Source organism: Paenibacillus xylanilyticus (assembly GCF_047246825.1).
In the GTDB taxonomy this organism is placed as follows: domain Bacteria; phylum Bacillota; class Bacilli; order Paenibacillales; family Paenibacillaceae; genus Paenibacillus; species Paenibacillus xylanilyticus_B.
This window is the reverse complement of the sequence record NZ_JBFOLB010000001.1, coordinates 2,920,126-2,936,901: the sequence shown is the minus strand read 5'-3', so window position 1 is coordinate 2,936,901 and position 16,776 is coordinate 2,920,126. Positions and strand designations below refer to the sequence as shown.

Below are 16,776 nucleotides of genomic sequence, written 5' to 3'. Positions count from 1 at the left end.
TTTTGAGAGGAACCGATTTTACAAACCATATAAGATGAGCGGAAACATTTACACGAGAACGAAGAGTGCAGAACCAATTTGGAGAAGCTGGGTGGTCGCATTTATCACCGGATCTTATATAGTTAATGATTAAGTCTGGGCATGCTGCCCGGGCTTTTTTTGTCCTGGATAGATATCCTCTTGTCCATTTCAGGTTAATAATGAAAAGGAAAGAAGATATTAACGATTCGAACGAGTAAAATGCGATATAATAATCGTATTGGGTACGTGAAATTTTACATAGAGTTAAAGAAAGAGACTAACGGAGCTGGCTGCGTAGACACAAAAATGAGTCACGGTAATCAAGCGCTCCGGGCCGGAGGAATGGTAATGATCAAGCTGTTGTACTACTTGAAGAAGTATCGGGTTGCCGCAATCGCAGCACTGGTCATGATGCTGATTGAGCTCGCGGTGGAACTGGCTCAGCCTTACCTGATCTCCAAAATCATCGACAACGGGATCCAGCAAGGCGATCTGTCCGTCGTTTGGTTATGGGGCGGTGTTCTCGTCGGCAGTGCCGTAGTGGCATTTGCGGCCGGAATTGCCAGTTCGTTTTTTGCATCACATGCGAGCCTGGGGTTCGGATTCGATCTGCGGGAGAAGCTGTACGACAAAGTGCAAGCGCTCTCGTATGCGGTATTTAACCGCTTTGCGACGTCATCGCTGATTACCCGATTAACCGGAGATGTAACCCAGGTGCAGGATACGGTATTTATGAGTCTGCGGTTCATGACCCGCGTGCCGCTCGTAGTGATCGGAAGCATGATTATGGCCGTGGTCGTGAATCCAAGGTTGGGACTGCTGCTCGTGGTAATGGTCCCTGTACTGCTCGTATTTGTGATCTGGATGATTAAAAAGGCCGCGCTGCTGTTCCGCAATGTGCAGCGCAGACTGGATGCCGTCAACGGAGTCATCCAGGAAAATCTGACAGGCATTCGGCTGATCCGGGTCTTCGTCCGGATGGGCCATGAGATTGAGCGCTTTGCCGGATTCAGCGGCAAGCTGATGAAGGGCACGATCTCCGCGCTGCGCCTGACGGAGACGACCATGCCATTCATGCTGCTCATGATGAATGGCTGCATCATCGCCGTCCTCTGGTTTGGACGGCGCGACATCTCCACCGGCAATGCAAGCGTCGGTGAAGTGGTTGCGGTCATCAACTATTTGCTCCGCACCATTGGTGCCATGTCTGCGTTGTCCTGGATTCTGGTGACATTCTCAAGAGCCAGTGCTTCGGCGCAGCGGATTAACGAAGTGTTTGATACAGTGGATACCTCGGAGACTGCTCAGGAGACATCTTCAGCACACAATACGGGGTCTGGAGAGAAGAATAAACGGTCTAAAGCTGTTCGGGGTGCAGTCGAATTTCAGGGTGTAGGGTTCAGCTATCCAAACAGTGATATCACGGTCCTGGAGGATATCACGTTCTCCGCCAAGCAAGGAGAGCGTATCGCCATTATGGGAGCGACAGGTTCAGGTAAATCCTCACTCGTCCAGCTTATTCCAAGGCTGTATACCGAGGATCGGGGCAAGGTGTTCATTGATGGTACCAATGCAGATCAACTGGCCATTCACACATTGCGAGGAGCAATCGGTTATGTACCGCAGGAGGTGGTTCTTTTCACGGGTTCAGTGAGAGATAACATTGCCTGGGGACGGGAAGATGCAACGCTGGAGGAGATTAAGGAAGCCGCGAAGCGTGCCCAGATTCATGACACGATTGAGAAACTCCCGAATGGATATGACACTCAGTTGGGCCAGCGAGGGGTTAACTTGTCGGGCGGCCAGAAGCAGCGTCTGTCCATTGCACGCGCATTGATTCGCCGTCCGAGTATTTTGATTTTGGATGACAGCACGAGTGCACTCGATGTGGCGACCGAAGCGAGGTTGCTGGACGCCCTGGAAGAGCTGTCCTGTACAACGTTTATTATCACCCAGAAGATCAGCTCAACCACCTCAGCGGATCTGATTCTGCTGCTGGATGATGGACGATTGATTGGACAAGGCAAACACGAAGACCTGATGGATTCGTCCGAGCTGTATCGCCGAATCTACGGATCACAATACGGGGAGGGTACACCACATGTTCAAAGCGTTCATTGAACCTTTCCGTCAGCCTCCACCGCCACTGGATCCCAAAGCGCTAAAAGCAGGTGGAGGCCGCAAGCCGAAGGCACGGGCCAAGAACTGGTCCGGCACACTGGGCCGGATCTGGACGTATCTGGCCCGCCGCAAAGTGAAGCTGACGCTGGTACTGCTGATGGTATTCGCCAGTTCCGCACTGGCGTTACTTGGTCCGTACATGGTCGGCGTGGCCGTGGACAATTATATGGACGGAGAAGCGACAAGCTCCAGCTGGATGACGTTTTTGTTGGGTCTCGCAGCAGTGTATGTGCTGTTCTCGCTCACCTCCTGGCTGCAAAATATATGGATGATTGAAATCGCGCAGGAGACCATTTTCCGGATGCGTTACGATCTGTTCTCCCATCTGCACAAGCTGCCAATTCCTTTCTTCGGCAAGCGTCAGCAGGGGGAGATTATGAGCCGGGTCACCAATGACATTGAGAATGTCAGCGGGACGCTGAACAGCTCGGCCATTCAGATTTTCTCCAGTGTGTTGACGCTGCTGGGAACGTTTGGCGTGATGCTCTGGTTAAGTCCATTGCTGACCTTGCTGACGTTTATCGTCGTACCGCTGATGGCGATTGGCATGCGCTGGATTACACGCAGAACCGGACCGCTCTTCAAAGAACGTCAGCGTAACCTGGGTGAACTTAACGGGTATATCGAGGAGACCTTGTCCGGACAACGAATTATCAAGGCCTTTTCCCAAGAGGAGCGGGTGGTTCGCGGATTCGAAGAGCGGAATACCCGAATCCGGGTATCCGGTTTTTGGGCGCAGACCATTTCCGGTTTTATCCCCAAATTGATGAATGGATTGAATAACCTGAGCTTTGCAATCGTTGCAGGGATCGGTGGTATTTTGGCCATCCAGGGTACCGTTACTGTTGGGGTCATTATTATCTTTGTGGAGTATGCTCGTCAGTTCACGCGTCCGCTCAATGACCTGGCGAACCAGTGGAATACGCTGCTGTCGGCGATTGCCGGGGCTGAGCGAGTTTTCGAAGTGTTGGATGAGGATGAGGAAGCGAAGGATGAAGGGGCTGCGGTATCTCTAGAAAAGGTTGAGGGAGCGGTGCGCTTCGATAAGGTTTCCTTCGGATATGATGAGGGCCGCAATATATTACATCAGATCAGCTTTGAGGCGAAACCGGGTGAGATGATTGCACTGGTCGGGCCGACGGGTGCCGGGAAAACAACCTTGATTCAGCTATTGTCCCGCTTCTATGATCCGACTGAGGGCATGTTGACCGTGGATGGCCGCGATATTACCACCATTCGTCGTGAAAATCTGCGTTCTCACATGGCGTTTGTCCTTCAGGATTCATTCCTGTTCCAAGGGACGATTCGGGAGAATATTCGTTTTGGCCGCCTGGATGCAACAGACGAGGAAGTCGAAGAAGCTTCAAGGCTGGCCAATGCCCATTCGTTCATCATGCGCATGAAGGATGGGTACGATAAAGTGCTGCAGGCTGACGGAAGCGGCATAAGTCAGGGACAGAAACAGCTGCTCGCCATTGCCCGGGCCATTTTGGCTGATCCGTCCATACTTGTATTGGATGAGGCGACCAGCAGCATTGATACCGTTACGGAGATCAAAATCCAGGAAGGGTTGCAGCGGCTGATGCAGGGCCGTACCAGCTTCGTCATTGCCCACAGGCTGAACACGATTCGGCAGGCAGACCGGATTCTGGTGCTGAAGGATGGGCAGCTGCTGGAACAAGGCTCGCATGATGTGCTGTTGGAGCAGGGCGGCTTCTACAGTGAATTGTATTACAGCCAGCTGCGCAAGAAAGCGCAATAGTAAAAAAAGAGCAAGTACCTGAACCTTGAAAGCGTTCGGGGTACTTGCTCTTTTTGCTGTTCCAAGTGGAACATCACAGTTTTTCTGAGCAATAATGGAAGTCATTTTTTATTTAATAGGATCCAGAGATGGGGATGTTCACGATATCAAGCAGCTGCTGGATGATTGGATCATCAGCATGAAGTGGTGGTCCAAAAATAATCAATCTGTACATGGATGAAGGAACTCTTTTTTTATAGCATCCGGGATAATTTCCGGTACTCCCGAGGGGATATCCCTTCATGTTTGCGGAAAGTACGGCTGAAATAATGAATGTCCGGGTAACCACTTCGTATGCCAACGACCTCGATGGAACAGTCCGTTTCCCGCAACAATTTGCGTGCTTCACTCAGACGGATGGATTGAATGTATTCGTTTGGGGGCATGCCGACCATCTGTTTGAACAATTTGGCCATGTGATCCACGCTCAGATTCAATTGTTTGGCTATTCCCGAATTGGTCCAAGGCTCTGAAGGAGCGGCTTCGATCCGTTTCATGAGTTCGCGCAGATTGTCTCCGTGAACTGAAACATGGCGAAACGAAATCAGGTACGGAGAACGCAGCAGATAGGTAAGCAGCTGCAGCATCAATGCTTTGCATATCAGTTCATATCCTGGCGGACGGGTCGTAAATTCATGAACCAGCTGCTCCATCAGCTGAACTGCAGCAGAGGACGGAGTATAGACTGGATTTGTGGATAATGGTGTCATCCCTTCTGCGCAGGCTTCCGCGGCAAATTTATGCGGCTGAACATGCTCTTCGTTTACAACCATATCCGCCTCGGTCTGTATGGTCAATTCGTTAAAAAAGTCAAAGTGAATGCCAATGAAACGTGTCTTCGGATGGGATACGGCTTCATTTTGATGATAGACTCCGGAAGGCAGCATAATGAGCTGTCCCGCCTTCAGTGTATAGCGTTTATCGTGCATGTAGGTTGCTGCTTCGCCCTCACAGACGTATAACAATTCAAAATCATACAATCGCCGCCTTGGCAGCTTACCTGGAGGGAGAGTCTGGAACTGCGCATAGTGAACAGTGGGAGACCATTCCCTGTAACTGGCGATTCTTTTTACTGGATAATCCGTTTGAGGGAGGGACACGGGCTCAGCTCCTCTCTTGTGCAATTCAATGACATGATCATTTAAAAAACAAAACGGAATTGTACAAATAATCTCTTGATCTTCTAAATAAAATCCAAAATGATTCATCTATAATACAAGTATTATCACATGATCAACCCATAGTTACAACATCACGGATTAAGTCAAAAAAAGGAGTTGAAGTAGATTGAACACTCTTTCCGTGGAACGGAGGCAGAAACGGATAATCAGGCAACCGGGTGTGCTCTATTCGCATCCCATCTCGTAATTTCAGTCACCTCTGTTAACTGGTATAGCATCGCGATGCCAAACGATAACACAGGAATGCATATGATGAGGAGGGGTTTGAGATGAAAAAAGGGATTAACATCTGGTCGTTTCCAGGGGACTGGGCCATTGCAGATTGTATTAAGACAGCCAAGGAGGCTGGCTTCGATGGAATTGAGCTTTCGCTGAATGGGGAAGGTGAGCTAAGCCTGTCTGCCACAGATCAGGAAGTCCGCGATATCCAGGGACGGCTTGAAGAGGCTGGGCTGGAAATTGCAGGCTTGGCGACCGGATTATACTGGGATTATCCGATGACGAGTGCCAATCCGGAGATCCGTACCAAAGCACTGGATGTGTGCAAAAGACAGTTGGAACTTGCTTCGGCATTTGGCGTGGATACGATCCTGGTTATTCCCGGTGCCGTAGGGATTGATTTTATCCCTGACAGCGAAGTGACCGATTACGAGGTGGCCTATGAGCGGGCCCAGGAAGCTATTGCCCACCTGCTGCCGTATGCCGAAAGTGCCGGAGTGTCAATCGGCATTGAAAACGTATGGAACAAGTTTCTGGTGTCGCCGCTTGAACTTCGTACGTTCATCGATTCATTCCAGTCCGAGTATGTAGGTTCCTATTTTGACGTAGGCAATGTGGTGCAGAATGGTTATCCGGAACAGTGGGTTCGTATTCTCGGTCATCGAATCAAAAAGGTACACTTTAAGGACTATCGCCGGCAAGCTGGCGGACTGCATGGTTTTGTGGACCTGCTGGCTGGGGATGTGAATTATCCTGCAGTTATGGAAGCATTGCATGCCATCGGTTACGACAATTACGTCACGGCGGAGATGATTCCCCCATACACCCATCATTCGCAACAGATTATCTATAACACATCGAGAGCGATGGATGCCATCCTGGAGAGATCCATTCAATAAAATCATATAACAACGATAAATAGAAACTCTATTATTTTGATATTAGGAGGCAAACGCATGTTAAAAGTGGGCTTGATTGGTTTCGGATTTATGGGACGTATGCATTTTGATAACTATGTACGCCTCGCTTCGGAGGGAGAGCCCGTAGAACTCGTTGCCATCTGTGATCTGAAAATAGAAGAACTGAAGCATGGGAAGGCAGCCGGAAATATGGCGACAGAGCAGGAGATCTATGACCTTACACCTTATCGGCTGTACGATGATATCGCTGTGATGGTGGAGCAGGAGGAAATGGATATCATTGATATTACATTGCCTACGCCGCTGCATGCGGAGCTAACATGCTCCATGTTGGAAAAGGGCATTCATGTGCTGTGTGAGAAGCCGGTTGCACGCAATTCAGCGGATGGGTGGAAGATGGCACATGCCGCCAAACAGACTGGGAAAACACTGATGATCGGTCAGTGCTTGCGTTTCTGGCCTGCGTATGACTATCTGAAATCCGTGGTGGAAGACGGTCGTTATGGAGCGGTTAAGGCAGGCTATTTCTTCCGTGGTTCAGGTTTGCCTCAACCATGGTTTTTGGATGGAGACAAAAGCGGTGGCTGCATCTTGGATATGCACATTCATGATGCGGACATCATCCACTGGCTGTTCGGCAAGCCGGATCAGGTTTCCACACTCGCTCGTAATGTGATTCCGGGAAGCGGCTATGACACGGTATCAACCCATTATGTATACCCTGACGGCAAGGTGCTGAATGCACAGGCGGATTGGACGATGGAGGGGGATTATGGTTTCTCGATGACATATCGTGTGAATTTTGAGAAGGGAAACCTCGTTTTCGAAAACGGTGAGCTCAAAGTGAATCCGAATGACGCTCCAGGATTTGTTGCCGATCTTTCCCCGGACTCGGGATATTATCACCAGATCCGTTATTTTATCCGGTCGGTAGCAGAAGGGAAGCCTGTAACGGTATGCACACCGGAGAGTGCGGTTGGCAGTCTTGAAATCATTGAAGCGGAGATGCGTTCTGCGGATGAACGTGGTGTGCTCGTATCGCTCGGGGAGAAAGCTGGCAGCTTGACAGCGGAGGCATAGTCTTTTTGTAATGTAAAATTAATCCATGACGATCTGTAATCAAGTGGATATACTGGAATGAGATTGTTTTTCCGGGAGGTCCCTTGTCTTGAAAAATCGTACCGTGGCGAATTGGCTGTTATTTATCAATGCGATTAATCTAGTTACACTTGTAGCCTATCCGTATATGCTGTTCATCAGCTTTTATATGTTTGCCAGCAGCAATACGAACGATTATGTACTGGAGTATATTGCCGCAGGGGTACTGGCTACCTATCCGGTCCCGGTCCTGGCGTCGTTCACCTGCTGGGCATTCTATAAGAACTACAAGTTCAAGACTGCGCTGGTCATGGCAAATTTGATACTGATTTGGGTGGCCATTCTTTTGCTTGCCGCACTTGCCTCTACCCTGGTCTAGACTAATGAGAAAAAGAGCAGGACCTTCCTATACGAAGGTTCTGCTCTTTTGACTATCCGCCAATAACTCTCCAATTATTCGCCTGCTCCACCTTCAATGGCTGATGCCTGCGGATATAATCCTCTACCAGTGCCGCCATATCGGTGGCGCCTTCGTGCAGCACCTTTTTGTCAGGGTACATCGCGTAGTCTCCGCCACCTGCCGCACGATAACTGTTCATCACCACCGAATATGTATCCGTCATCTCAAGCGGTTTACCTTCACGTTCCAGCCGGATCACACGATTCCCTACAGGCTCTGATATATCCAGCTCGTATTCAATACCTGCCCACATGTCATAGTTATAATGCTGCGGTTTCGGTGTCATGTAAGCCGGATTGACCACCACCTTGCCAGAAGCATCCACCTCAAAGTAACGTGCCGTCTGCTCCAGTGCATCCCGAATGTCCTGACCGCTTAGCTCCAATACAGTCAATGTGTTGGGATAGATAAAATTGGATAACACATCACGAACCGTAATGTGGGGTCCGAAGCCACGAGCTTCTTCACTGAGCAGTGCCGTATTGGAAAGCTCAGCCCCGGTCGCTTCCATCTGTACCTGATGTACAAAGTCAATGAAGGGATGTGCAGAGAGCCGCAGAGCAGTGGCATCGTTGATGGACAAGTCCCCGGCTACCTCGCCAATCGGTTGGTCGAGCCAAGCCTGAGCCGCAGCTTCCAAGTCTTCCGTAAGATCCATGACGACAGCATCCGGCTGTACCTCACTGTTCTCATCCAGAAGCAGCAAACGAGCATTTTTCCCGGTAATCTTCCACGTTCCTTCCGAATGCTGCTCTAACTGAACGGAAACGTGGCCTGCACCGCTGCCGCTGAAACCTGGCTGAATGACGGTCACGCCATGAATCTCCGCAGTAAGCTGACGATGCTGATGTCCGGTAAGAAGTACATCAATGCCTTCGATGTCACGACAAATGGCATAGCCCTGGTTTTCTCCGGTTAACCGCTCGGCAGGCTCACCCGTCTCCAGATCACACTCAAACCCGCCATGATAGCTTACCACCATTACGTCTGGCTGCTCATGCTCGCGAATGTAGCTCACCCATCTTCGAATGGTCTCCAGAGCGTCAACGAACTGCAAACCTTCTATATTTTTCGGATGCTCCCAGTTCGGAATGTAGTGCGTGGTTGCACCAAGCAGAGCTACTTTAACACCCGAAGATAATGTCTTGATGAGGTAAGGAGGGCCATACGCAGGTACATCCGGCTGTTCGCTGCTTACAATATTGGCAGACAACCATGGGAAGTGGGAGGCTTCAACTGCTCCACACAGCAGATCCTGCCCATAGTTGAACTCGTGGTTGCCCATCACGGCAGCATCATAGCCGAGTTCATTCAAAACGGTAATGAAGGGATGCTCTTCGTTATTCGTAACAAAGGAAGCAGCATATGAGGCCAAAGGAGAACCCTGCAGCAGATCCCCGTTATCCACCAGCATCAATTCGGGTGACCGTTCACGTTCCTTGCGAATCAGGGAAGCCAGCAGAGCAAGCCCTGCCGGGCGGTAGGCGTTGGTATTGTAATGAATGGGACGGATGGCCCCGTGCAGATCGCTAGTGAACAAAATGTCGAAGCTGGATGTATTCGTTATGGATGTCATTTTACAATCTCCTCTAATATATAAGTTTAAACATAAGGGATTACAGGCTATTTTGCCTATGAATAACGAGTGAAGATCAGCCTCTCTACCTATATCTTCAACCATAATGAGCCTATTCTAACAGATGAAAGTCTCTCTGACAGCCTGACAGGAAACTTTACAAAACTCCAAATTTCGCTTCACATCGCGCAAATATTTGCCAATTATAGTAGACAAGTATTGAAAAATAGAAACTCTTTGGAGGGTGTTCGTTTGAAGAAGTCCGCTTTATTTTTACCATTGTTGATTTTGGTTCTGTTTCTAAGTGCTTGTGGGTCTAGCAGTACAACAAATTCGACTAACGACGCGAATTCGAGTTCTAATGCTTCCGGTACATCTACCGATACGGCAGAAACAGACAAAGCAGCCGAAGGTTATGTACCAACCGAGTTGACTGTACAGTTCGTTCCATCCCAGAATGCAGACACGCTTGAAGCCAAAGCGAAACCACTGGAGAAATTGCTGGGCGACAAATTGGGCATTCCAGTAAAAGTCAGCGTATCCACTGACTACAACACGATTATTGAAGCGATGGCTTCCAATAAAGTAGACGTAGGTTTCCTGCCACCAACTGCTTATGTATTGGCAAAAGAAAAAGGTGCAGCACAAGTTATTCTGCAGGCACAACGTTTTGGCGTAAATGATGAGACAGGTGCTCCTACTGAAGAATTGGCTGATTCCTATAAATCCATGTTTATCGTGAAAAAAGATTCGCCGATCCAATCCATTGAAGAACTGAAAGGCAAAAAGATCGCCTACCAAAACGTAACTTCTTCCGCAGGTTATGTATGGCCGGCAGGTCTGTTGCTGGACAGAGGCATTGATCCATTGAAAGATGTAACACCTGTAACGGTAAAAGGTCATGACCAAGGCGTTTTTGCTGTATTGAACGGTGACGTGGATGCAGCTGCCATTTTCCAAGATGCCCGTAACACGGTTTCCAAAGACTATCCAACCGTATTCGAAGATACACGTGTACTGGCGTTCACAGAGCCGATTCCTAACGATACGATCGCTGTACGTACAGACATGAATGTTGACTGGACAACAAAAATCAAACAAGCGTTCATCGACATCGGTAAAGATCCGGAAGGCCATGAAATTATCAAAGAAATCTACACGCACGAAGGTTATGTAGAGTCCGATGACAGCAAGTTCGAAATCGTTCGTCAATACGGCGAAAAAGTAAAAACCGAGTAGTTTTTGATCAAAGTAGACATTTGAAATAACAGATTGTCATTAGCTTTTATTGTATGGAACAGATGTATTCGCAGTGCGGACAGGCCAGTTCAGCGTGATATACGCTGCGCTGGCTTGTCCCGTTACTGCAGGTCTTGGATTGGAATCTATTAATGAAAGAAGGATTAATGCCATGATTGAGCTTCGCAATGTAACCAAAACATACGCTAACGGCACCAAGGGCCTGAATAATATCAATCTCACCTTTGAACAAGGTGAATTTATTGCGGTAGTTGGATTGTCCGGTGCGGGTAAATCCACGCTGCTGCGTTCCATTAATCGTCTCCACGATATCAGTGACGGAGAAATTTTGATCAACGGCAGTTCCATCACGAAGGCGCAGGGCAAGCGATTGCGCATGATTCGCCGGGATATCGGCATGATCTTCCAAAGTTTTAACCTGGTCAAACGATCCAGTGTGCTCCGCAACGTTCTGGCAGGACGCGTAGGTTATCATTCCACAATGCGTACCATCCTGGGTCGTTTTCCCAAAGAAGATACGGAACTCGCATTTGAGGCGCTCGAACGGGTGAACATTGCAGAGAAGGCCTACTCCCGCGCAGATCAGCTGTCCGGGGGACAGCAGCAGCGTGTGGCGATTGCCCGTGTACTCGCACAGGAAGCAAAAATCATTCTGGCTGACGAACCGGTCGCTTCACTTGACCCGCTCACAACCAAACAAGTTATGGATGACCTGAAACGTATTAATCAGGATCTTGGCATAACCACGATCGTTAACCTTCACTTTATTGATCTGGCAAGAGAGTATGCCACGCGCATTGTTGGCTTGCGTGCAGGTGAAGTCGTGTTTGACGGTCCTGTGGCAGAGGCAACGGATGAGCGCTTTGCGGAAATCTATGGCAGACCGATCCTCGCAGATGAGTTATTGGACAAACAGACTGTAACCGAGCAGGGAGAAGTTTTGGTATGAAGGGGCAGGCCAACGCTTCACTTCATAAACCGTTGACGGGAGCAGGGAAGGAGCCTGGTTCCGGACCGGGGCAGGTCGTTCATCGTCCCAAACCGCCCGGCCGCACCAAACATCTGCTCACGCTGGTTATCATTTTGCTGCTGCTCTGGGCTAGTGCCAAACAGACCGATGCCAGCTTCAGTGAGCTGATCGAAGGATTTCCGAACATGCTGGATCTACTGAAGGACATGTTTCCGCCCAGATGGACCTACTTCGATAACATCGTACAGGGCATGCTGGAAACCATTCGTATGGCTCTGATCGGTACGACCATCGGTGCCATTATTGCCATTCCGGTTTCGATCATCTGTGCCGGAAACCTGATGCCAAGCCGCTGGATTTACTACCCGGCCCGTTTTGTTCTGAACCTGATTCGTACCGTGCCTGATCTGCTCTTGGCCGCACTGTTTGTCGCTGTATTCGGTCTGGGTTCGATTCCTGGTATTTTGGCGCTTGCCGTATTCTCGGTAGGATTGATTGCGAAGCTGACCTATGAAACGCTGGAAACCATTGATCAGGGGCCGCTGGAAGCAATGACGGCTGTTGGCATGAACCGGATTCAGCTGATCGTCTATGGCGTGGTGCCACAGCTGGCTGCGCAGTTTACGTCCTATGTCCTGTATGCCTTTGAGATCAATGTGCGCGCGGCTGCCATTCTTGGATTGGTAGGTGCGGGAGGTATCGGACTGTATTACGAAGCAACGCTTGGATTCCTGGAGTATGACAAAACGAGTGTGATCATTCTCTTTACCCTTGCTATCGTCCTGATCATCGATTATGTAAGTACTAAGCTGCGGGAGAAATTGCTATGATGAAAAATGAAACAAGCGTCATCCGGCGCAAACCTCGGAAAAATCCGCTTCGCTGGGTCATTGTTCTGCTGCTTATCCTGGTGTATGCCTGGGCTTTGGCGGGTGTACCGTTCACTGGATTCAAGGAAACAGCGGGTCAGATTATGAAGGCCATTGTGGCCGGGATATTCTCGCCGGATTGGGACTTTGTCTATTTACCGGAAGGTGAAGATCTGCTGCGAGGATTGCTGGACACACTGGCGATCTCCATACTGGGAACTGTCATTTCGGCTGTCCTGTGTATTCCCTTTGCCTTCTGGTCTGCCAGAAACATGAGCCGCTTCCGCGGAATCTCGGGTGCAGGGAAAATGGTCCTGAGCTTCATTCGTACCTTTCCCGAAATCATTATGGCTTTGCTGTTTATCAAGGCCGTAGGACCGGGTTCCTTTGCGGGTGTACTCGCACTTGGACTGCATTCCATCGGGATGCTGGGTAAACTGTTCGCCGACGAAGTGGAAAATATCGATTATGGCCCTTCTGAAGCGCTGCTCGCTTCGGGAGCCACTCGTATGCAGCAGCTGTGGTTCGCTGTACTGCCACAGGTGCTGCCTGGATTCCTTAACTATACGTTGTATCGATTCGAGATTAATGTACGTTCCGCAACCATTCTGGGTGTAATCGGGGCAGGGGGGATCGGTACACCACTGATCTTTGCCCTTAGCACGCGGAACTGGCCGCGAGTGGGGATTATCCTGCTGGGGATCATTGTGATGATCACGATCATTGACCTGATCTCGGGGTACATTCGAAAGAAATTGGTATAAACCATAGAAATCTTGGATTGTGCAAGGCATCTTTATTCCATTTCAATTCAAATCCTGTTCGAGCACTCATTACACTGATGCAGCCCTGACTTTCACAAAAAAAATAAAAACCGAAACCATGCTGCCTGGTGTTCAGGCTACTGTTGGTTTCGGTTTTTATTGTATTCTCTTAGCTAGCCAAAGGCAGTGCTTTGGATACTTGAACCGTAATCGTTTCGGTGCTTGTCACACCAGCTGCATTGACCAGCTCAGCTCGGTACGTATACGTTCCGTTGGCACGACCGGACAGGTCTGTTGCCGCGATTTGAGCAGATGGTGTTGCAGCGTTCAACGTTTGGGTATCGACCAATACATCATTCTCATAGAGGCGATATTCTGTTGCGTTCGTACCCCACCAGAGATTCATGGTGACTTTATAGTTGCCATCTCCATCCCAGTTGTCTTGGGAGAGGACTGCTTTGCCTGGCGCGGCATTGGCCACTTGAACCGTCAGCACTTCACTGCGAGTGGAACCACTGGAATTCGTCAGCTCGGCTACATACGTATAGGTACCGTTGGCTTTGCCAGTGATGCTGGTTTTAGCGGATTGTGCTTGCGGAGAAGCACTGGTCAGCGTTTGCGTATCGATCAACACGCCGTCTTCGTACAATTTGTAGCTTGTTGCGTTTTCACCCCACCAGAGGTTCATGGTGACGGTATAGGATCCTTCAAGGAGACCGTTGGTATGGCCATTGTTGGAGGAAAGCACCGGTTTACCCGGTACATCTGCTGAAGGAATCGAAGGCTGCTCACCGCCGCCTTCTTCCTCTGCAGCAGCAAAATCATTCATGTTTCTAGGTTTCAATTGATATACATCCTTGAAGATGGCTGCAACACCAGTAACATTGATTTTGTCACCTGCTGCATAAGGGAAGCTCGTTTCAGTTACCCCTGTGCGTGTATCGACACGTACATGAGTGCTTGTCCCGTCCGCTGCGATAGCGTCGAATTCAAACGATCCGACAGGTGCTGCGCTGACAATGTTCTCAACCGTTACATTTTTCAATTGGATCAGTTGTCCCTGATTGTCATCCGTCACTGTAGTTGACTCCACTGGGGCAGGGATATCAGCCGTTCCTGTTTTCTCAATCGCAACAATGTCAGTCAGTTCAAATTCGGAATTGTACAGCGCCGTAGCAGCTGTAACCTTAACCTTGTCTCCGGCATGGAAACCGCTTGTGCTTTGGAAGACATACAGTCCGCCTGTTTCATCCTGCAGGTAGAAGGATTGTCCGCCAAATGCTCCTGGTTCCGTAGTCACAACACCTTCAACGGTTACGGTTGTTCCGGCTGTTTTGGTACGTGCTTCAGCAATCGTAATTGCTGCAGGAATCGGTCCTTCTTCTTCAGGAAGCTGCTCGGCTGGAACGTTGCCGATGGTCACGGCATTTGTAATCAGGTTGCTGCCGTTCAAGCGAAGACGCAAGTTCGCCGCACCGGATGTTCCTGGCTTGATGCGAACGTTCAGATCCTTGATAGCCCGGCCTTTGCTGTCGGAAGTTACGCTGAACGTGGAACTGTAGCCATATGAAGTCGGCCAAGTGCCATTTTCATTCTGAATCATGGCCACCTGGGTTCCGCCAGTCAGATAGATTCCAGCACTGTACCCGGATACGGTGGTGTTGGCAGGCATATTTTCCACGACAACGCGAACTTGGAAGTCCTCTGCATTAGGCAGAGTATCCTGTTTCACGAAGCTGTAGGAAGCATTGGCACTCGAAGCAGGTCCGCCATAGGAACCTGGCTTGAAGGTGGAGCTGTCATACCATTTGTAACCTACAGCTGGTGCAGCCCAAGGTTCAGCCTGTGGCTCAGTGGAAGCGGCTGGTTCCTCGAATGCCAGCAATGCGGTTGGGCTATCCAGTTCCAGACCGTTTACTTGGGTCAGGTCCGTATAGTTTTCTTGCGTAGCGAGCCAGTTCACTGTATTAACGAGCAGCGCAGCATCGTCAGCTTCTTTGAAACCATCATATGTTGTTTTGCGTGCGCCAGTCTCTTCACGCAAATATTTTGGCGATGCATCTTCTACCGGAGAGGAGTCACCGATGAAGGCAGCCTTACCTGCACCCAGCTTGGATACGGCTACGTATGGACCTTCTTCGATCCCGCCGCCGTTGTATACACCTTGATCCACCGCATTATTCCATTTTGCATTGGTTTTTGGCAGGTAGACGATACCTTTTGCTTTTTCCGGATCGGTAATAGCGAGAGTTGAACCGGCATGCATGGCTACGGCCGATACCCCTTCAGTGATTCCGAAGGCTTGCTCTGCCGGTACAATGATGTTTGCATCGATGTCGCCAATTGCGTTATAGCGGAATCGTACACCAAAGTTTTCGGATAACCAGTCCGTGCTGGTTACATTTTGCATTGCTTCAGAGTTACGTTCGTCAGTACTCATGCCCTTGGCTGGATCTTCAAAGGCACCCCGGCGATAACCGTTGAATGCTTCTGAGCCGTCCCAACGGTTCTTGTTTCTATCGGCATTGTAATGATCTCCAATGAAGAAGATGCTACCGCCATTTTCTACATATTCTTTCATTGCTGCCTGCTCTGTCGTTTTGAACGGAACGTTAGGTTCAGCGATAACAAATACGTTATACTCCTTGAGATCATCATAAGTAAAAGGGGTGGTCTTGCGCAGTTCTTTAACATAATACCCGTCATTAGCGAGTGCATTACCGAAATCCGAGAATCCGCCGTCGATAACCCAGTCTGCAGCTCCAGCCGTCTGTGCATGCGAGTTGTCGAACAATACCTTTTTGCCGGCATTTTCGTTCACCACTTTCGCCTGGATGAACGGTGCCGGATCTGTTGGTCCCTCTGCATGAACAGCAGCATTTCCACTCCATAATCCGACCTGAAGCGGTAAAGCCATAGACAATGCGAGGAGTGATTTTAACCATATTCCTCGCATGCGTGTTATTTTACCCAACCAAATCCCTCCCAAATATTAGTTGATTCATAAGTTCGTCCATATTTTATCACACCAAAATCTCACATAGTCATAACAATTTGTAAAAAATACCTCGACATTTGTAAAATTAAGCCATTAGTCATACGTCAAAATGAGGATATCCGCTAAAAGCTCTCATGAGATGTTTGTTCTTATATAAAACAGCACCAAACAAGCCATCTATTATGAGATGACTTTGGCTCGAATGCGGTTCACGGCATGGAATACCGAAGATTTGATCATACCTGAACGATTCGTAAACGAACGGTTGCTCGTAGAACATAGGGAACTTATTTTTGAAATGAGTCTTAATAAAACACTGAATATTGATCGTTTTGAACGGATATTTGCCTATGTCATGGGAGACAGGATGTCTATAATAGTACCCGTTGGGTGAGATAATACTGCTCAGAAAGGGATGAAAGGGGGTCGGCGCTCTGGCAGTCGGGTAAGGAGGTTAC

Annotated in this window: 12 protein-coding genes; 9 read left to right on the top strand and 3 right to left on the bottom strand. The window is 49.2% G+C overall.

The window, feature by feature from the left end; translation table 11 throughout:
* Nucleotides 1-369 precede the first annotated feature (369 nt).
* Complete coding sequence (locus AB3N00_RS13110; RefSeq protein ID WP_413035274.1) at nucleotides 370-2,142, top strand: ABC transporter ATP-binding protein; 1,773 nt, start codon at nucleotides 370-372, stop codon at nucleotides 2,140-2,142.
* On the top strand, nucleotides 2,123-3,964 hold the full coding sequence (locus AB3N00_RS13105) for an ABC transporter ATP-binding protein (RefSeq protein WP_413034903.1): 1,842 nt from the start codon (nucleotides 2,123-2,125) through the stop codon (nucleotides 3,962-3,964). The genes AB3N00_RS13110 and AB3N00_RS13105 overlap by 20 nt, the downstream gene beginning before the upstream one ends.
* A gap of 233 nt (nucleotides 3,965-4,197) precedes the next feature.
* Here the strand turns inward: AB3N00_RS13105 and AB3N00_RS13100 are convergent, their stop codons facing one another.
* On the bottom strand, nucleotides 4,198-5,103 hold the full coding sequence (locus AB3N00_RS13100; RefSeq protein ID WP_413034902.1) for a helix-turn-helix domain-containing protein: 906 nt from the start codon (nucleotides 5,101-5,103) through the stop codon (nucleotides 4,198-4,200).
* Between the two features lie 350 nt (nucleotides 5,104-5,453).
* Between AB3N00_RS13100 and AB3N00_RS13095 the strand changes: the two genes are divergently transcribed.
* The 3 genes from AB3N00_RS13095 to AB3N00_RS13085 all read left to right on the top strand — a co-directional run bounded on the left by AB3N00_RS13095 (nucleotide 5,454) and on the right by AB3N00_RS13085 (nucleotide 7,800).
* Entirely contained in the window at nucleotides 5,454-6,302 is an 849-nt protein-coding gene (locus AB3N00_RS13095; RefSeq protein WP_413034901.1) for a sugar phosphate isomerase/epimerase family protein, read from the top strand.
* Nucleotides 6,303-6,359: 57 nt separating this feature from the next.
* On the top strand, nucleotides 6,360-7,403 hold the full coding sequence (locus AB3N00_RS13090) for a Gfo/Idh/MocA family protein (protein ID WP_413034900.1): 1,044 nt from the start codon (nucleotides 6,360-6,362) through the stop codon (nucleotides 7,401-7,403).
* An 88-nt stretch (nucleotides 7,404-7,491) separates the two neighbouring features.
* Complete coding sequence (locus tag AB3N00_RS13085; RefSeq protein WP_413034899.1) at nucleotides 7,492-7,800, top strand: hypothetical protein; 309 nt, start codon at nucleotides 7,492-7,494, stop codon at nucleotides 7,798-7,800.
* 52 nt (nucleotides 7,801-7,852) lie between these two features.
* On the opposite strand, the gene AB3N00_RS13080 is transcribed toward AB3N00_RS13085, so the two are convergent.
* Nucleotides 7,853-9,457 carry a bifunctional metallophosphatase/5'-nucleotidase gene (locus tag AB3N00_RS13080; RefSeq protein ID WP_413034898.1) on the bottom strand — a complete coding sequence of 535 codons (1,605 nt, stop codon included), beginning with the start codon at nucleotides 9,455-9,457 and terminating at the stop codon, nucleotides 7,853-7,855.
* Nucleotides 9,458-9,709: 252 nt separating this feature from the next.
* Here AB3N00_RS13080 and AB3N00_RS13075 point away from each other — a divergent pair, with 252 nt between their 5' ends.
* The 4 genes from AB3N00_RS13075 to phnE (AB3N00_RS13060) all read left to right on the top strand — a co-directional run bounded on the left by AB3N00_RS13075 (nucleotide 9,710) and on the right by phnE (AB3N00_RS13060) (nucleotide 13,320).
* Nucleotides 9,710-10,696, top strand: coding sequence for a phosphate/phosphite/phosphonate ABC transporter substrate-binding protein (locus AB3N00_RS13075; RefSeq protein WP_413034897.1), 987 nt, complete (start codon nucleotides 9,710-9,712; stop codon nucleotides 10,694-10,696).
* A 172-nt stretch (nucleotides 10,697-10,868) separates the two neighbouring features.
* A complete protein-coding gene (gene phnC / locus AB3N00_RS13070; protein ID WP_413035273.1) occupies nucleotides 10,869-11,666 on the top strand; it encodes a phosphonate ABC transporter ATP-binding protein in 798 nt (265 codons plus the stop codon).
* Nucleotides 11,663-12,517 carry a phosphonate ABC transporter, permease protein PhnE gene (phnE, locus tag AB3N00_RS13065; RefSeq protein WP_413034896.1) on the top strand — a complete coding sequence of 285 codons (855 nt, stop codon included), beginning with the start codon at nucleotides 11,663-11,665 and terminating at the stop codon, nucleotides 12,515-12,517. The genes phnC and phnE (AB3N00_RS13065) overlap by 4 nt, the downstream gene beginning before the upstream one ends.
* Entirely contained in the window at nucleotides 12,514-13,320 is an 807-nt protein-coding gene (gene phnE / locus AB3N00_RS13060) for a phosphonate ABC transporter, permease protein PhnE (protein WP_413034895.1), read from the top strand. The genes phnE (AB3N00_RS13065) and phnE (AB3N00_RS13060) overlap by 4 nt, the downstream gene beginning before the upstream one ends.
* Nucleotides 13,321-13,489: 169 nt before the next feature.
* Here the strand turns inward: phnE (AB3N00_RS13060) and AB3N00_RS13055 are convergent, their stop codons facing one another.
* Nucleotides 13,490-16,294: a chitinase N-terminal domain-containing protein gene (locus AB3N00_RS13055; RefSeq protein ID WP_413034894.1), complete on the bottom strand. Its 2,805-nt coding sequence runs from the start codon at nucleotides 16,292-16,294 to the stop codon at nucleotides 13,490-13,492.
* Nucleotides 16,295-16,776 lie beyond the last annotated feature (482 nt).